The organism is Pseudomonas sp. NPDC087342 (assembly GCF_044744265.1).
Taxonomy (GTDB): domain Bacteria; phylum Pseudomonadota; class Gammaproteobacteria; order Pseudomonadales; family Pseudomonadaceae; genus Aquipseudomonas; species Aquipseudomonas nunensis.
In genome coordinates this window covers 113,973-131,541 of record NZ_JBIUXZ010000009.1, presented here as the reverse complement: position 1 = coordinate 131,541, position 17,569 = coordinate 113,973, and the positions used below count along the sequence as shown (strand labels likewise).

Genomic DNA, 17,569 nt, shown 5'->3' with positions numbered 1-17,569 from the left:
TGGCCTCTTCGCGGGCAAGCCTCGCTCCTACGGGTTAGTGCTATCCCTTGTAGGAGCAAGGCTTGCCCGCGAAGGCGTCAGATCCGACACCAACGAATTAACCGGTCGTACCCGGAGAACCGAAATGACTGACACCGCAATGTCCCCCACCGAGTTCGAAGCCGCCCTGCGCGCCAAGGGCGCCTATTACCACATCTACCACCCGTACCACGTGGCGATGTACGAAGGTCGGGCGACCCGCGAGCAAATCCAGGGCTGGGTCGCCAACCGCTTCTACTATCAGGTGAACATCCCCCTGAAGGACGCCGCGATCCTCGCCAACTGCCCGGACCGCGAGATCCGTCGCGAGTGGATTCAGCGTTTGCTGGACCATGACGGCGCCCCTGGCGAAGACGGCGGCATCGAAGCCTGGTTGCGCCTGGGCCAAGCCGTCGGCCTCGACCCGGATCAACTGCGCTCCCAGGAACTGGTGCTGCCCGGCGTGCGTTTCGCCGTGGACGCCTACGTCAATTTCGCCCGCCGGGCCAGTTGGCAGGAAGCCGCCAGCAGCTCGCTGACCGAACTGTTCGCGCCGCAGATCCACCAATCGCGCCTCGACAGCTGGCCGCAGCATTACCCGTGGATCGACCCGACCGGCTACGAGTATTTCCGCACGCGTCTGGGTCAGGCCCGTCGCGATGTCGAGCACGGTCTGGCGATCACCTTGCAGCACTACACGACGCGGGAAGGCCAGGAGCGCATGCTGGAAATTCTCCAGTTCAAACTGGACATTCTTTGGAGCATGCTCGATGCCATGACCATGGCCTACGAGCTGAATCGCCCGCCGTATCACAGCGTGACCGAACAACGGGTCTGGCATAAAGGAATCACCTTATGAGTTTCGATCGCAGCAAGACCCCAACCTGGCGTACCGGCTACCGCTTCCAATACGAACCGGCGCAAAAAGGCCACGTGCTGCTGTACCCGGAAGGCATGATCAAACTCAATGAAAGCGCCGCGCTGATCGGCGGTTTGATCGACGGCGAGCGGGATGTCACGGCAATCATCGCCGCACTCGACGCGCAGTTCCCGGGCGTGCCCGAGCTCGCTGAAGACATCGAGCAATTCATGGAGGTCGCCCGTGCTCAGCACTGGATCGAACTTGCCTGATTCCGTGTCGGACAAGTTACCGCCAAAACCCGAAATCGGCCTGCCGCTGTGGCTGCTAGCCGAGCTGACCTATCGCTGCCCGCTGCAATGCCCCTACTGTTCCAACCCGCTGGATTTCGCCGAGCAGGGCAAAGAGCTCAGCACCGAGCAGTGGATCAAGGTGTTCCGCGAAGCGCGGGAGATGGGCGCGGCGCAGTTGGGCTTCTCCGGCGGCGAACCGCTGGTGCGTCAGGACCTCGCCGAGCTGATTGCAGAGGCGCGCAAGTTGGGTTTCTACACCAACCTGATCACTTCCGGCATCGGCCTCACCGAACAGAAAATCAGCGATTTCAAGAAGGCTGGCCTGGACCATATCCAGATCAGTTTCCAGGCCAGCGACGAACAGGTGAATAACCTGCTGGCTGGCTCGAAAAAGGCCTTCGCACAGAAGCTGGAAATGGCCCGCGCCGTGAAGGCCCACGGTTATCCGATGGTGCTGAACTTCGTGACCCATCGGCACAACATCGACAAGATCGACCGGATTATCGAGCTGTGCATCGCGCTTGAGGCGGACTTCGTCGAGCTCGCGACTTGCCAGTTTTACGGTTGGGCGCAGCTCAATCGTGTCGGCCTGTTGCCGACCAAGGAACAACTGGTCAACGCCGAACGTGTGACCAATGAATACCGCGCCAAACTGGAAGCCGAAGGGCATCCGTGCAAGCTGATTTTCGTCACCCCGGACTATTACGAAGAACGCCCGAAAGCCTGCATGAATGGCTGGGGCAGTATTTTTCTGACAGTCACGCCGGACGGAACCGCCCTGCCCTGTCACGGCGCCCGACAGATGCCGGTACAGTTTCCCAATGTGCGCGACCACAGCATGCAGCATATCTGGTACGACTCGTTCGGCTTCAACCGCTTTCGCGGTTACGACTGGATGCCCGAGCCGTGCCGCTCCTGCGATGAAAAAGAGAAGGACTTCGGTGGCTGTCGCTGCCAGGCGTTCATGCTCACCGGCGACGCCAGCAATGCCGACCCGGTGTGCAGCAAATCGGAACATCACGGCGTGATTCTCCAGGCCCGCGAAGAAGCCGAGCACGCGACCCAAACCATCGAACAATTGGCCTTTCGCAATGAACGAAACTCACGCCTCATCGCCAAAAGCTGAACCCTTCAGCGCCATCAAGGCCGTCGCGGCCGGCATCGACTTTGCCGAGCTGCTGGTCGGTCGTCATGGCCTGTTCTGGAACGAATACCGTCCCGAGGACGCCGCTTGCCGGATCTGGCACTGGCGCGACGGCCAGGCTGCATGCCTGACGCCGCCGGGGTTCAGTGCGCGCAGCCGCGTGTACGAATATGGCGGTGGAGCGTTTTGTCTGACGGATGACGGGATAGTTTTCGTCAACGAGGTGGATCAGCAGTTGTACCGGCAATCACTGAAGGGCGAGACGCCTGAAGTGCTGACGTCGAGTGACTGCCGTTACGGTGATCTGCAGTTTGCGAATGGCCAGGTATTGGCGGTTGAAGAAAACCATGACCAGCATCGGTTGGTGGCTATTGACCTGGTGGACGGTACCCGGCATTTGCTGGCGGAAGGTGCAGATTTCTACGCGGCGCCAACCCTGAGTCCGGAAGCTCGCCGCCTCGCCTGGATCGAGTGGAGCCGGCCAGATCAGCCGTGGACCGCGACCCGTTTGATGGTTGCCGAGCGCCAAGTCTCGGGCAGTTTCGGCAAGCCTCGCTGCGTGGCGGGTGATGGGGTTCAAGAGTCACTGCAACAACCTCGTTTCGATGAACGTGGTCGCCTGTATTGCCTGACGGATCGCGGTGGCTTTTGGCAGCCGTGGGTGGAATCCGCCGAAGGCTTGAGCCCACTGGCCAGCGCTGCGGCCGATCACGGTCCTGCGCCGTGGCAACTCGGTGGCAGCACGTGGTTGCCACTTGGCGACGATCGTTATCTGGCGAGCTGGACCGAAGGTGGTTTTGGCCGACTGGGCCTTTGCGGCGGCACACCTGAGGATTTCACCGGGGACTACAGCCGTTTCCGAAGTCTCGCGCTGGATGATCAGTTTATTTACTGCATCGCAGGCTCGCCGATCAGCTCCTCAGCAGTAATTGCCATCGACCGCAATACGCGGCAGGTCAAGGTCCTGGCCGGTGGTATCGCACCGCTGCCCGCCGAACAGATCAGCCTCCCGCAAACCCTGCGCTACCCCAGTGGTTCGGGTGAGGCCCACGGCTTCTTCTACCCAGCGATGACCGGTGCGGCGAAACCGCCGCTGGTGGTGTTCATCCACGGCGGCCCGACCTCGGCCTGTTACCCGATGCTCGACCCGCGCATCCAGTATTGGGCGCAACGGGGCTTTGCCGTGGCCGACCTCAACTATCGCGGCAGCAGCGGCTACGGCCGTGATTATCGCCAGGCGCTGCACTTGAGCTGGGGCGACGTAGATGTGGAGGACGCCTGCGCGGTGGTCACTTACCTCGCCGAACGCGGCCTGATCGATGGCGATAAAGCCTTCATTCGTGGCGGCAGCGCCGGTGGCTACACGACCCTTTGCGCACTGGCCTTTCACAAGGTCTTCCGCGCCGGGGCCAGCCTGTATGGCGTCAGTGATCCGGTTGCACTGGCCAGGGCCACGCACAAATTCGAAGGCGACTATCTGGATTGGTTGATCGGCGATCCGCAGCAGGATGCCGAGCGTTACGCCGAACGCACGCCGCTATTGCACGCGAGAAATATCTCGGTGCCGGTGATTTTTTTTCAAGGCGAGCTGGACGCAGTGGTAGTGCCGCAGCAAACCCGCGACATGGTCACGGCGCTGGAGGAAAACGGCATTCTGGTTGAAGCCCACTATTACGCGGACGAGCGTCATGGGTTTCGCAAGGCGAGTAACCAGGCGCATGCGCTGGAGCAGGAGTGGTTGTTTTATCGGCGGGTGATGGAATTGACGGACTGAAGACTGCGATCAGAGCAGAAGTTGCGGCGCCTCATTCGCGAGCAAGCCCGCTCCCACATTGGTCTGCGGTGGACGCAAAACCCTTGTAGGAGTGAGGCTTGCCCGCGAAAGCGATCTACCTGTCGCCGCGAACCTCAGCGCTTGGCAATGATGTACACCGCATGCACGATCCCCGGAATGTAACCGCACAACGTCAGCAGAATATTCAGCCAGAACGCTCCGGCGAAACCGACTTGCAGAAACACACCCAGGGGCGGCAACAGAATGGCAATGATGATTCGAATAAAGTCCATGGGTCAGCTCCTGATTGAAGATGGCTCGCACGAGCCACACAACCAATCGACCTGTGCCGTTCGTCAGGGTTCAGTGCAGTTCTTCAGGCCAGTATCTCAAGACCGTATTTCTGAACGATGCTCAACAACTTCAGAGCCATACCGCTCGGGTGCTTATCCCCCGCTTCCCATTGCTTGACCGTCGAGGCGCTGGTGTTCAGATAACGCGCAAATACCGGCTGGCTGACGTTATTGCTTTCGCGAAGCGCCTTGATCTGTTCCGCCGGGATTGCGTCGGGCACTTTTGCCAGGCAGGACTCATCGAATTCGCGCATTGTCGCTTTGCTGATCGCGCCAATGGCGAATAAGGCACTGGCTGATTCGTGTATTGATTCAGACAATTCGCTTTTGAATTTTTTACTCATGAGATATCTCCACAAATTCCTTCATATCCAGCAAGCGCTGGATCTCCATCTCAGTCAGCCCTCCGTACGTCTTGGCTAACTCGCGCAAATCGGCTAAATGCCTCGGGCTTATATTGCTCTGGTCCTTCTTGGCATACAGAAACTGATAGACCCAGTAACGATTGCCTTTGGCCAGGACAATCGAGCGATGGCGATTGGCATTCAAACGCTTTTTCCAGACCCCGCCGCCGAGATTGTCCGCCTGACCAATAAGCACTTCACTGAATGCCTCCCGTAGCTCCTCATCACTAATCCAGGCTTTACCAGCCTGTATCGCAAAGCGTTTCGCTTTGAATAACCTAGGTAGCATCGGTATCCCTTCCAAAAACATACCACTCAGTGGTATAGATTTCAAAGCCTGTTACCCAATAACAGAGCTTCTCCCACACCGGCACTCCCTGCCGACGCCGCCTAAAAAGCCACCGATCCAGCCATCTCTCAAGCACCAATGCCCTATGGCAAAACGCAGAGACAAAAAAACGCCCCACGCCAAAAGAATCAGGCATGGGGCGATGCGTTATTACCGCGAGACGGTTCGGGGATTCGTGTAGGACGGTTCTGATCAGACGGCAATCCCTTTGCGGCATTGCAGTTGCGCGGTGCGTACACGGGAAAACGCTCGGGCCAGGCGCAGGAGCATTTCGTCGATGTTGGCTTTGCTGACGGTGAGGGCCGGGGTGAAGCGCAGGCAGTCGGGTTGCGGGGCGTTGAGCAGTAAGCCTTCGTGAAATGCGGCTTTGACTACCGCTTCTGCTGAATCGTCGGACAACGTCAGCCCCCAGAACAGCCCTTGTCCTCGCAGTTCGCCGTGATCATAGCGATGGGCCAGGCGCCCGAGGCCTTCGCCAAGGTACCGACCGGTTTGCTGCACATGCTCGAAAAAGCCTTTGTCCTGCACGCTATCGAGAACGGCCAGGCCAGCAGCGGTCATCAGTGCATTGCCGTGATGGGTGCCGGTCATTTCGCCGGTGTCGAAGCAGCACGCCTTGCCCCGGGCCAGCAATGCGGCCAGCGGCACGCCACCGCCCAGGCCTTTGCCGAGGACAACGATATCGGCGCGCACGCCGTAGGATTGTTCCGCGAGCAAGCTGCCGCAGCGACCGATCCCGGTTTGGACTTCATCGAGGATCAGCAGGATGCCCAGCTCGCGACACAAGCGCTCGACGCCCTTGAGGTAGTGCTCGTCAGCCGGGATCACCCCGGCTTCGCTCTGGATCGGCTCCAGCATGATGGCGACGGTTTGGGCATCCACAGCCGCGTGCAGCGCGGGGAGGTCATTGAATGGTACATGGCTGAAGCCCGGCAACTGCGGTTCGAATCGGTTGATCAGCGTCGAACTGTCCGACGCCGAAATCGTCCCGAGACTACGTCCGTGGCAACCCTTGTTGGCCACGATGATCCGCGAAGCCCCGCCGCGATGCAGTTGGCCCCATTTGCGAGCCAGTTTGATCGCCGTGTCGCAGGCTTCACTGCCACTATTGAGCAGGTACGCCTGGTCGCTGCCTGTGCTGGCGCAGAGACGTTCAGCGAGGTTGAGCAAGCCACGGTTATGCAGGCCGAAGCCAGGATTGATCAGTGCCCGGGCCTGATCCGAGATCGCGTCGACCAGCACCGATGGACTGTGTCCCAGGCTATTGGCCCCGCCACCCTGTGAAAAATCCAGATAAGCGCGGTCATCGCTGTCCCACAACCACGAGCCCTGGCCTCGGACAAAAATCTGCTGGGGCCGCTCGACGCTGGGCATCAGGCACTCACTGGAAAGATTGTCACTGCGTGCCGGCAATGAAGCATCCATCACCAAGTCATCAAGACTGGGTGGATTACGCCGCAAACTGAAGAGATTCATCACAGAAAACCTCGCTTGAGGTTTTTTGTCTTTCCTATGTAAACACCAACACGGTAATCGGTATTCATCGCGCTTTCCGGCCCTGTAAGCCTTGTGAATGCGGTTAGACTAGGCTCAGGCACGGCGCTGAGCCATTTCGATTTCACAGCATTTTCGATAAGTATTACTTATGGATTTCAAGCAACTGCGTTATTTCGTCGCGGTCTACGAAGAAGGCCATGTGGGCCGGGCCGCCGAGCGACTTTCGATCTCCCAACCGGCGTTGTCACAGCAGATCCGTCACCTCGAACAGAACCTCGAGGTGAGCCTGTTCGAACGCAGCAGCAAACGCCTGCTGCCGACGCTGGCGGCGCACACGTTGTACAACCACGCACTTCCCCTGCTCGACGGATTGCAACGGGCACGGGAAGCATTGGGCAACTTCAAGGGCCAGGCGCTGCGCACCTTGGCCATTGGCGTATTGCAAACCGTCCACACCAGCCTGGTGCCGCAGATGCTCGAACGGGTGCGCAAGGCGCAGCCGCATCTGGTGGTGCAGATCTATGAGCTGACCGGTATGGAGATCGAGCGACGCTTGCTCAACGGTTCCTTGGATATCGGCATCAGCTACCTGCCACCCCGCCAGCCGGGGCTGCATGGCGTGATGTTGTACGAAGATGAACTGACTCTTGTCATCCCGGCGGATCATCCATTGCGGGAATTCAAGAAAGTCTCCATGAGTCAGGCGGCGGAGTTGCCGATGCTGCTGTTGGGCGAAGAGTTTCAGTTACGGCAGATCTGGCAAGCGCAATTGGCCAGCCTGGGCCGACGCCCGCAGGTGCAGGCCGAACTGAACAATATGGCGGGGATTCTCGACAGTCTGCCTCACACCCGATTGGCTACGGTCCTGCCGGGGCGCTCGCAACAGGCGCATGGTAACCACGAACTGCTGTGGAAACCGCTGACCGAACCGCGCGTGCCGCTGAAAGTCGGGTTGGTGTGTCGAGATGTGCAGCGGCAACAGGCGTCGCTGGCCTTGTTGCAGACATTGCTGGAAGAAGTGCTGAATGGACCCGACGAGCGTTTGAAAGGCCCGGCAGCAATGCCTTGAGCACTTTTCTGCGGGCAAAAGAAAACCCCGCCGAAGCGGGGCTTTGCAGACTGTTTCCCTGACATCCATTTCACTCCGCCATCCTGGCAGAATCCTACGTGTCCGTGTTGTTGCTTTGCGCTTCCTGCGCGACGTCCATGTGAAGTAGATTAGCTCTGGATCCAATCCGCGCATATGGGAAAACAGCAGTACGTCATGTAAGAGAATGCTTACATGACGTTGATGGGTCAGAACTGCGATGCGTCCAGCAGGAACAGCGACTCACTACCGGCCTTCACCGACGCGCTCAGCGAGTGAATACGCGGCAGCAGACGGGCGAAATAGAACCGCGCCGTACCGAGTTTGCTCGCGTAGAAATCGTCCTGCGCTTCTTTGCCAAAGGCTGCCTTGGCCATCAATGCCCACATGTAGGCGTAGGAAACGTATCCAAATACTTGCAGATATTCGACCGAAGCCGCGCCGATTTCATTCGGGTTGTTTTTCGCCCGGTCCAGCAGCCACGAAGTCAGCTCATCGAGAGTGGTCACCGCGTCGTTCAATGGCTTGGTGAATTCCGCCAGGTCAGCACTGGCCGTTGCCGTGAAGTGACGAATCTCGTCGGCGAACAGGTTGTAGAACGCCCCGCCGCTGCCAACGATCTTGCGTCCTACAAGGTCCAGCGCCTGAATGCCGTTGGTGCCTTCGTAGATCTGGGTGATGCGCACGTCACGCACCAGTTGTTCCTGGCCCCACTCACGAATGTAACCGTGGCCGCCGAACACTTGCTGACCGTGGACGGTGGTTTCCAGACCCAGGTCGGTCAGGAATGCCTTGGCCACTGGCGTCAACAGCGCAACCAGATCTTCCGCACGCTTGCGGGTGGTCGCGTCTTCGCTGAACTTGGCGGTGTCCAGTTGCATCGCCACGTACGTCGAGAAGGCACGGCCGCCTTCGTTCGAGGCTTTCATGGTCAGCAACATGCGACGCACGTCCGGGTGGACGATGATCGGGTCAGCGACTTTGTCTTTGTTTTGCGCGCCGGTCGGCGAACGGCTTTGCAGACGATCGCGCGCGTATTCGACGGCGTTCTGGTACGAGCGCTCGCCGGTGATGAAGATCTTGGTGCCGCTGACTTTGTAGGAACCGTCGGCCTGAGGTTCGGCCTTGGTGCGGATGATTCCCAAGTCTGTGCCGGCGTGCGGCTCGGTCAGGCACATGGAGCCGGCCCAGACACCGGCGTACATGTTCGGCAGGTACGCGGCTTTCAGCTCGTCGCTCGCGTGTGCGTTGATCGACAGGCAGGCACCGGCGGTCAGCATCGGGTAAAGGCCAAACGACAGGCTGGCGGAGTTGACCATTTCTTCGACCTGGGCCGAAACCGCCTTGGGCATGCCCATGCCGCCGTAGGCCGGATCGCCACCGACGCCGACCCAACCGCCTTCAGCATAAGTCTGATAAGCCTGTGGGAAACCTGCCGGCGTGGTGACGGCACCGTCCGCCCAATGGCAACCTTCTTCGTCAGCCGCACGGCTCAGAGGCGCGATGCTTTTGCTGGTGACCTTGCCGGCCTCTTCAAGAATGGCTTCGACGGTTTCGGCATCGACGGTATCCGCCAGCGCCGGCAACTCGGCCCAGAGTTTGGCGACCTCGAAAACTTCATTGAGGACGAAGCGCATATCGCGCAGGGGCGCTTTGTAGTCAGCCATGGCAAACCTCGCAGGATCTAAACGGGTGATTCGTGGGAATGGTGTTTTCGTTGGGTTCGAGTGTAACCCAACAACTTTTACGACACATAGGGTCAGCTCATGACTGATTTGTAATGTTTAGTCATTGGCGTGTATCTGGTAAACGCATTCGCGGGCAAGCCTCGCTCCTACAGGTCCTCGGCGTGCGCAAACATCGCGAACAACACCGAACCTGTAGGAGCGAGGCTTGCCCGCGAAGCTCTTAAATACGATTAAAGCGCAAACAACCCCGCCGGCAATTTCATCAAGCAATCACTCCCCGCCTCGATCGCCGCCCGATGAGCGGCGGTGCGTGGCAGCAATCGCTTGAAATAAAACTCGCAGGTCGCCAATTTGCCCTGGCAATAATCGGCATCGCCGCTACCGTCGTCGAGTTGCGCCTGAGCCACCAGCGCCATACGCAGCCACAGGTATCCGAGGATGATGTAGCCGCTGTACATCAGGTAATCCACCGACGCCGCGCCGACTTCATCCGGATTTTTCATCGCGGCCATGCCGATCTTGGTAGTCACCTCGCCCCACTGCTGATTCAAACCATTGAGCTGAGCGACGAAGCTGCCGAGTTGCGGATGCTCGCCGTTTGCGACGCAGAACTTGTGAACGATTTTGGTAAAGCCACGCAACAGTTTGCCTTGGCTGCCAAGCACTTTGCGCCCCAGCAGATCCAGCGCCTGAATACCGTTGGTGCCCTCGTAGATCGGCGCAATCCGGCAGTCACGTACCAGCTGCTCCATGCCCCACTCGCGGATGAAGCCGTGGCCGCCAAACACCTGCATGCCATAGTTGGTCACTTCCAGCCCGGTATCGGTCATGAACGCTTTGCAGATCGGCGTCAGGAACGCCAGCAAGTCCTCGGCATCCTGACGCGCCGTTGCATCTGCACTCAAATGCGCAACATCCAGCAACTGCGCGGTGAAATAGGTCAGCGCGCGGTTACCTTCGTTGAAAGCTTTCATGGTCAGCAACATCCGCCGTACATCCGGATGCACGATGATCGGGTCGGCGACTTTTTCCGGGGCTTTAGGTCCGGTCAGCGAACGCATTTGCAAACGATCGTTAGCGTATTTGATCGCGCCCTGGAAGCTCGCCTCGCCCAGACACAAACCCTGCATGCCGGTGCCCAGGCGCGCATGGTTCATCATGGTGAACATGCAGTTCAGGCCTTTGTTGGCCTCACCGATCAGGAAGCCCTTGGCATCATCAAAGTTGAGCACGCAGGTGGCCGAGGCCTTGATGCCCATTTTGTGTTCGATGGAGCCGCAGGAAACGCCATTGCGCTCGCCCGCGTCACCTTCGGCATCGGGCAGGAATTTAGGCACGATAAACAGCGAAATGCCCTTGGTCCCGGCCGGCGCATCCGGCAGTTTGGCCAGCACCAGATGAATGATGTTGTCGCTCATGTCGTGTTCGCCGGCGGAGATGAAAATCTTGCTGCCGGAGATCGCGTAGCTGCCGTCGGCCTGGGGCACGGCGCGGGTTTTGATGATGCCCAGGTCGGTGCCGCAATGGGCTTCGGTCAGGCACATGGTGCCGGTCCATTGGCCTGCGGTGAGTTTGCTCAGGTAGGTCTGTTTTTGCGCTTCGGTGCCGTGGGCGTGAATCGCCGACATCGCGCCGTGGGTCAAACCGGGGTACATGCCCCAGGACGTGTTGCTGGAAGCGATCATTTCGCTGATAACCAGTCCCAGCGAAAGAGGCAGACCCTGGCCGCCATACACCGGATCAGCCGCCAAACCGTGCCAGCCGCCCTCCACGTATTGTGCGAAGGCTTGCTTGAAGCCTGTAGGCGTTGTCACCACGCCATTGTCGAAATGGCAGCCCTCTTCGTCGCCGCTGCGATTCAGCGGTGAGAGAACGTTCTCACAGAATTTCGCGCCTTCTTCGAGGATTGCACTGACCATGTCCGGGCTGGCATCGGTGGCGCCCAGCGCGGCGTAGTTGCCGTGAAAGTCGAAGACGTGGTCGATCAGGAAGCGCATGTCGCGCAGGGGAGCTTTGTACTCAGGCATGGTCGTTTCTCCGGCAGCAGATTGTTCAAACCTACTGCCGTGTCCCACGCCTCACAATCACAGTCCAGACGCTGAATGCGCCATCATCACTCAACCCGCAGCGCCGTCCATGCGCACCGCGCCACGGCGGCTTTGACCGAACGCGACCACGCAGTTACGCCCGGCACCCTTGGCGCTGTAGAGCGCCTCGTCTGCGGATTTGAGCACTTGTTCCGGCGTGCGCTGTTCCAGGCGTTCGGCGACACCGATGCTGACCGTGACCGACACGCTGGAGGCAGCGGAACCGGCTCGACGTTGGCGACCTTGTTGATCGTCCTGAGGGCGGTCCGGGTTGCGCAGTTGAATGTTGTAGGAGGCAATCGATTCGCGGATGACCTCCAGGTGCGGCATGCACTCCTCAAGCGTCTTGCCCGCGAATACCAGAGCGAATTCCTCACCCCCATAGCGATACGCCCTACCGCCACCGCTGATTTTCGACAGTTTGCTGGCGACCAGTCGCAGCACCTGATCGCCGACATCGTGACCGTGGGTGTCGTTGAATTTCTTGAAGTGATCGACGTCGCTCATGGCCAGCACGTAATTGCGCCCGAGTCGCTGCATGCGTTCGTTCAATGCGCGGCGGCCCGGCAGACCGGTGAGTTCGTCGCGGAAGGCCATTTGATAGGCTTCATGGGCAACGGCCGCGGCAATCATCAGCATCACCTGGCTGCACATGATGTTCAGGGTAAACGGCAGGATGAAGGTCTTCGGCAACATCCAGAACAGTCCCAGCAAACCCACCAGTTGCGCGGCGTGCAAGGGCCTCGGGTTGCGCCAGTATTGCCAGGCCAGCAATACAAACGAGGCGATAAACACCGGGTAGGACAACTGAATCAGGCTCATCCACGCGCCGTGCAATGCAGGCCAGCGGATCTCCGACAGCCACATCAGCAGCGCCTGTGGGTAACTTTGCTCAACGCCCAGCGCCACACTGCCAAACGCCAGCAACACGGCGAAGCGCGCGACCATGTCCTGGAACAGATGGGTACGCTCCTGCCACGCCGCGAACAGGCCGAACAGCAACGGTAGCAGCAGACAGCAGAGGTGGAATACCACTGCCGCGTCTTCGCGAACCTTGCCGTTGTCGCGGTAATAGTCGGTCTGGGTGTCGAGCAGGAAGTAGGCGATGTACACGGTGACCATCAGAAACAGTTCGCGCTGGCGTCGGTATACCGCGCAATACGCGCCGCCGAGCAACAGCACCAGGGTTGGCAGCACGTTGAACAGCGAAGTGAAGAAGACGTTGAGATCCTTGATGTACGCAGCCGAAAGCCCAGCGAGCAATAGCAGTAATGAGGGCAAAAAGTGGCTGAAACGTACAGCGGAAGAACGCGGCAAGGGTAAAGCTCCGACCCGGCATAGCAGTTGATGGCATTGTGCCTGCAAAGCGCACGATTAAGCACACGAAATGTGACGCAGGTCACGTGAACGTCTCTTTAACGGCAGAAATGCTGAGTTTCTGAGGGAGTAACGGAGGTTTTTTAATGACAGCGAAACCTGTGGCGAGGGAGCTTGCCCCCGCTGGGGAGCGAAGAGCTCCCCGCATTTTTTCAGTTACACAGTGTTTGTAGGCTTGCGACTGCTTCGCAGCCGAACGGGGGCGAGCCCCCTCGCCACAGAATTACATTCTTACAGCAGCATCAGTGCACCCACTCAAAGATCGTTGTAGAACGCCTGCAACGGCCCCTCGCTGACGCTGCGACCTTCTGCTCCGATCGGTTTGAGGGAAATCGGGGCATCGAGCGCCTGCCGGGTCGAAATCTTCGGACTGACGGGCCGCGCCGTCACCGCGTTTTCGTCACCCACATGGCCTTGCGGGATGACCAGTGACGGGTGATCGAACGGCGCCTGCTCCCAGGCAACGCGTGGATCGGTCAGCCCGACTTCCATGAATTTCACCAGCGCATCCACCTCATCGGGGGTCAAGTTCAGCGAAGTCATGTCCGGATCAAGGTTCGAGGCGTTGTGCTGATTCGCCGACGGATGTTCGAAGCCGCTGGTGTTGCTCGCATCCTCACCGCGCCGGTCGCCGCCACGGTTGTAGAACTCCATCACCTGTTTCAGCGTCGCCCGGCTGCCGTTGTGGAAATACGGCCCGGTCAGCGCGATGTTGCGCAGCGTCGGCGTCTTGAAGGCGCCATCGACCGCATCACGGAAACCGACATTGGGCTTGAGCGTTGCGTCGCAGGGCAATGCGGCACTCAACGGTGTTTCGAAGGTGCAGACGTCGACATCCAGCGGGTCAGGCACGTTGCCGCCCTGCAACAGGGTGTTGTACTCACGGGTGAAGGACAACGGATTGCCCCACGCGTCCGAGCCGCCGAGCGCCAGGTCTTCCGAGGTCGGACGCACACCGGTGTTGTAGAAGCCGTTGTCATAAAGCGTGGTGAGGTTGTCGGCCATCAACATGCGCTCGATGCGCTCACGCGGATGGAACAGCAAACGGCTGCCAGCGTTAGTCAGCTCCGCGCCGCCGTGGCAGGCGATGCATTTGCCCTTGCCGAGGAACAGGTTCATGCCTTGGACCTGCTGGGCATTCATTGCCTGCTGATTACCCTGCAAATAAGCATCCAGCGGGGCTTGGTCCGAGATCAAAGTCGATTCATACATCTGAATCGCCAGCCCGAAGAACAGCGGGAAGTTGGCCTCCATCTGGGTGTACGGCGCGTCACCCAGCAACACTTGTTGCGTGGCATTCCACAGCCGTGGCTGGAATGCAGCCTTGATCAGTTCACGGTAAGTCGGCCGGCGCGCACCGGAAACCGGGGCCAGCACCGAATCGTTTGAGGAAATCCGTTGTTGCTTGAGCATCAGCGTGTCGAGCATACGTCGACCGATATCTGCGAAGGTCCGCCCGCCGCAGGACATTTCCACCGGACTGCCCGGAGGCCCCACGGCTTGCGAAGCCGCCGAAGCATCCTTGAGTGCCAGCCGCACTTTGGTCGCTACGCCGCTGCGATCACTGGTGACGAAAATTCCTGCATCCGGATCGCGATTGCCGAACGGCGAGAAGCCGTTGAACACGTTGTTCGCACGACCATCCCAGAAATTTCTCACGTTGAACGCGGCGTTGATCACCGTCGGCGCATTGCGCCCGGTACTGCGACGCACGTTGATACCGCCGACCTGAAAAATGCCGTCCGGTTGCTGCGTGCACTTGTCGAAACGCGGTTGATGCGGCTTGACGAAGTTGGCGTCGAATACACCTTGGGAGCCGATCACGTCGTCGGTGGAATAGATGATCGGTGAATTGCGATCCAGCGGATCGGCCAGCACGTGGGTCGGGAAGTCGGTTTTCTTCAGCGTGTAGTTCGGGCCGCCCTTGCCTCCGGATTTGGTGGCGTAGGAAGCCACGTCGCCGGGGATGTCAGACGCTACAAACGGTTTGTTGAAGATCGACGCCACATTGGCATTGGTGTGCGCCTGGCCAGGGTTGATCTGGTTGGTGATCCGGTGATCGACCCCGGCGTGATAGTGGCAGGACGCACAAGCAGTTGAACCATCGCTACCGATCTCCATGTCCCAGAACAACGCCTTGCCTAGCAGGATCGCTGCCGAGCGGTTGAGGACATAATCAGTCATCAAGTCGACTTTGCGTCCGCCTTCGGTTCCCGATGGATCGGGTGGCGTCATGCCGCGCAGTGATTGCAGGGTGGGGACCTCAGGGGCAGGAACATCAATCTCTGGCACTGTCGCGGCCAAAATGCCCTGGACGGGCAGCACGAACAGGCAGGCCAAACCAACCATTCGGACGATGTTCATGTGTTTCACCCTGACGACATTGTTGAGTCGATTTATTGTTTCCAGGGGTTTTGCAATTAATCTGCCAGTACGCTGAAGGCCCGGCCTGTCTGGCTTTACCCGGCCAATAAGCTTATGCCTGGGCGTTAAAACCGGGGATTGGGTCCCAACAATGGGGGCTCGAATTCAAGGCAAAAAAAAGCCGCTGCTCCCGAAGGAACAGCGGCCTTTGAAGGACAGCGCTAAGGCTTAGTAGCCCAGTGCGAAGTCTTCTTCTTTCATGTCCATCAGGTTGTTGGCGCCCGACAGCATGGTCACTACGTGAGTGCGGGTACGCGGCAGGATGCGCTGGAAGTAGAAGCGCGCAGTCTGCAGCTTGGCGGTGTAGAACGCCGTTTCGGTGGTGCCGGCAGCCAGTTTCTCGGCAGCCAGGCGCGCCATGTCAGCCCAGAAGTAGGCCAGGCAGGCGTAACCGGAGTACATCAGGTAGTCCACGGAGGCCGCGCCGACTTCTTCGCGATCTTTCATGGCGGCCATGCCGACCTTCATGGTCAGTTCGCCCCACTCTTTGTTCAGCGCAGCCAATGGCTCGACGAACTCTTTGACCGCTTCGTTGCCTTCGTTGGTCTGGCAGAACTTGTGGACGATCTTGGTGAAGCCTTTCAGGGCCTCGCCTTGGGTCATCAACACTTTACGGCCCAGCAGGTCGAGTGCCTGGATACCGGTGGTGCCTTCGTACAGCATCGAAATGCGGCTGTCGCGAACGTTCTGCTCCATGCCCCACTCGGCGATGAAGCCATGGCCGCCGTAGATTTGTACGCCGTGGTTGGCGGATTCGAAGCCGACTTCAGTCATGAAGGCTTTGGCGATTGGAGTCATGAAGGCCAGCAGTGCGTCGGCTTTCTTCTTCTCTTCTTCGTCCACGCCGTATTTGACGATGTCGACTTGCTTGGCGGTGAAGTAAACCATCGCGCGGTTGCCTTCGGCGAACGCCTTCATGGTCAACAGCATGCGACGTACGTCTGGGTGCACGATGATTGGGTCAGCGGCTTTTTCTGGCGCTTTCGGGCCAGTCAGCGAGCGCATTTGCAGACGATCGCGAGCGTATTTCAGGCCGCCCTGGAAGCCGATTTCGGCGTGAGCCAGACCTTGCAGCGCGGTGCCCAGGCGAGCGGTGTTCATAAAGGTGAACATGCAGTTCAGGCCTTTGTTCGCCGGGCCGATCAGGAAACCGGTGGCCCCGTCGAAGTTCATCACGCAAGTGGCGTTACCGTGGATACCCATTTTGTGTTCCAGGGAACCGCAGGTCACAGCGTTGCGAGTACCGATCGAACCGTCTGCGTTCGGCATGAACTTGGGAACGATAAACAGCGAGATGCCTTTGGTGCCAGCCGGTGCGTCCGGCAGGCGAGCCAGTACGATGTGGACGATGTTATCGGCCATGTCGTGTTCGCCAGCCGAGATGAAGATCTTGGTGCCGGAGACTTTGTAGGAACCGTCAGCCTGAGGTTCGGCCTTGGTGCGCAGCATGCCCAGGTCGGTGCCGCAGTGCGGTTCGGTCAGGCACATGGTGCCGGTCCACTCGCCGGAAACCAGTTTGGTCAGGTAAGCCTCTTGCTGCTCAGGCGTACCGTGCTCGGAAATGGTGTTCATCGCGCCATGGGACAAGCCTGGGTACATGCCCCACGACCAGTTGGCTTCGCCAACCATTTCGCTGACGGCCAGACCCAGAGACTCTGGCAGGCCTTGGCCACCGTGCTCTACGTCGTGAGCCAGGCTTGGCCAGCCGCCTTCGACGAATTGTTTGTAGGCTTCTTTGAAACCAGTCGGGGTTTTAACGCCGGACTCGCTCCAGGTGCAGCCTTCGGTGTCACCCACGCGGTTCAGCGGAGCCAGTACCTGCTCACAAAACTTGGCGCCTTCTTCGAGAATGGCGTCAACCATGTCCGGAGTTGCGTCTGCACAAGCCGGAAGGCTCTGATAGTGCGCTTCGTAGCCGAGCAGCTCGTCACGAACGAAGCGAATATCACGCAAGGGGGCCTTGTAGTCAGGCATAGCGATAAACCTCTGCTGATGTAACCGGGAATGAACGACCGCGTTGATTTGTTGTGGCGGTCAAACAGTTGTTTGAAACATACGTTTACGCCCAAATCTTGTCAAGTATCCATCCTTTGCCATTCGTCATGCGCATGGCTTTCGATTTATGGAAGGGGCCCTCTTTTGGCCGTTTAAGCATGTTTTTTGGCTTCTAAGGCATGTCGAACTGTCAGTTCTCACAGGTTCGGATTCTCTGCAC

Annotated in this window: 14 protein-coding genes; 5 read left to right on the top strand and 9 right to left on the bottom strand. The window is 59.1% G+C overall.

The annotated features are described in order from the left end of the window. Window positions 1–124 precede the first annotated feature (124 nt). From pqqC to ACIOYV_RS19525, 4 genes are read left to right on the top strand one after another with little or no spacing between them, the layout of a single operon-like run. Window positions 125–877, top strand: coding sequence for a pyrroloquinoline-quinone synthase PqqC (gene pqqC / locus ACIOYV_RS19540; protein ID WP_054044160.1), 753 nt, complete (start codon window positions 125–127; stop codon window positions 875–877). Then, complete coding sequence (gene pqqD, locus ACIOYV_RS19535) at window positions 874–1,149, top strand: pyrroloquinoline quinone biosynthesis peptide chaperone PqqD (RefSeq protein WP_054044161.1); 276 nt, start codon at window positions 874–876, stop codon at window positions 1,147–1,149. The genes pqqC and pqqD overlap by 4 nt, the downstream gene beginning before the upstream one ends. A 4-nt stretch (window positions 1,150–1,153) precedes the next feature. Next, window positions 1,154–2,296: a pyrroloquinoline quinone biosynthesis protein PqqE gene (gene pqqE, locus ACIOYV_RS19530; RefSeq protein ID WP_401326312.1), complete on the top strand. Its 1,143-nt coding sequence runs from the start codon at window positions 1,154–1,156 to the stop codon at window positions 2,294–2,296. Further along, window positions 2,262–4,088 (top strand): prolyl oligopeptidase family serine peptidase, encoded by a 1,827-nt coding sequence (locus ACIOYV_RS19525; protein ID WP_401326155.1) that lies wholly within the window; start codon window positions 2,262–2,264, stop codon window positions 4,086–4,088. Before pqqE ends, ACIOYV_RS19525 begins: the two co-directional genes overlap by 35 nt. Window positions 4,089–4,222: 134 nt before the next feature. On the opposite strand, the gene ACIOYV_RS19520 is transcribed toward ACIOYV_RS19525, so the two are convergent. The 4 genes from ACIOYV_RS19520 to ACIOYV_RS19505 all read right to left on the bottom strand — a co-directional run bounded on the left by ACIOYV_RS19520 (window position 4,223) and on the right by ACIOYV_RS19505 (window position 6,670). Next, window positions 4,223–4,381: a YqaE/Pmp3 family membrane protein gene (locus ACIOYV_RS19520; protein ID WP_007904205.1), complete on the bottom strand. Its 159-nt coding sequence runs from the start codon at window positions 4,379–4,381 to the stop codon at window positions 4,223–4,225. Between the two features lie 83 nt (window positions 4,382–4,464). Further along, window positions 4,465–4,785 (bottom strand): helix-turn-helix domain-containing protein, encoded by a 321-nt coding sequence (locus ACIOYV_RS19515; RefSeq protein ID WP_401326152.1) that lies wholly within the window; start codon window positions 4,783–4,785, stop codon window positions 4,465–4,467. Continuing rightward, the gene (locus tag ACIOYV_RS19510) at window positions 4,778–5,134 is read right to left on the bottom strand and encodes a type II toxin-antitoxin system RelE/ParE family toxin (RefSeq protein WP_401326309.1); all 357 of its coding nucleotides are present in this window, start codon (window positions 5,132–5,134) and stop codon (window positions 4,778–4,780) included. The genes ACIOYV_RS19515 and ACIOYV_RS19510 overlap by 8 nt, the downstream gene beginning before the upstream one ends. A gap of 252 nt (window positions 5,135–5,386) precedes the next feature. After that, window positions 5,387–6,670 carry an aspartate aminotransferase family protein gene (locus ACIOYV_RS19505; protein ID WP_401326150.1) on the bottom strand — a complete coding sequence of 428 codons (1,284 nt, stop codon included), beginning with the start codon at window positions 6,668–6,670 and terminating at the stop codon, window positions 5,387–5,389. A gap of 169 nt (window positions 6,671–6,839) precedes the next feature. Between ACIOYV_RS19505 and ACIOYV_RS19500 the strand changes: the two genes are divergently transcribed. Then, window positions 6,840–7,760 (top strand): LysR family transcriptional regulator, encoded by a 921-nt coding sequence (locus ACIOYV_RS19500; RefSeq protein ID WP_401326147.1) that lies wholly within the window; start codon window positions 6,840–6,842, stop codon window positions 7,758–7,760. Between the two features lie 227 nt (window positions 7,761–7,987). On the opposite strand, the gene ACIOYV_RS19495 is transcribed toward ACIOYV_RS19500, so the two are convergent. From ACIOYV_RS19495 to ACIOYV_RS19475, 5 genes are all read right to left on the bottom strand, one after another. Continuing rightward, on the bottom strand, window positions 7,988–9,445 hold the full coding sequence (locus ACIOYV_RS19495; RefSeq protein WP_401326144.1) for an acyl-CoA dehydrogenase C-terminal domain-containing protein: 1,458 nt from the start codon (window positions 9,443–9,445) through the stop codon (window positions 7,988–7,990). 251 nt (window positions 9,446–9,696) lie between these two features. Next, window positions 9,697–11,493, bottom strand: a complete 1,797-nt coding sequence (locus ACIOYV_RS19490) for an acyl-CoA dehydrogenase C-terminal domain-containing protein (RefSeq protein ID WP_401326141.1) — start codon at window positions 11,491–11,493, stop codon at window positions 9,697–9,699. A gap of 90 nt (window positions 11,494–11,583) precedes the next feature. Next, window positions 11,584–12,870, bottom strand: coding sequence for a GGDEF domain-containing protein (locus tag ACIOYV_RS19485; RefSeq protein ID WP_163911231.1), 1,287 nt, complete (start codon window positions 12,868–12,870; stop codon window positions 11,584–11,586). A 315-nt stretch (window positions 12,871–13,185) separates the two neighbouring features. Beyond that, a complete protein-coding gene (locus ACIOYV_RS19480) occupies window positions 13,186–15,294 on the bottom strand; it encodes a cytochrome-c peroxidase (RefSeq protein WP_401326137.1) in 2,109 nt (702 codons plus the stop codon). A 228-nt stretch (window positions 15,295–15,522) separates the two neighbouring features. Further along, the gene (locus ACIOYV_RS19475) at window positions 15,523–17,328 is read right to left on the bottom strand and encodes a phenylacyl-CoA dehydrogenase (RefSeq protein ID WP_054044171.1); all 1,806 of its coding nucleotides are present in this window, start codon (window positions 17,326–17,328) and stop codon (window positions 15,523–15,525) included. Window positions 17,329–17,569: the final 241 nt, after the last annotated feature.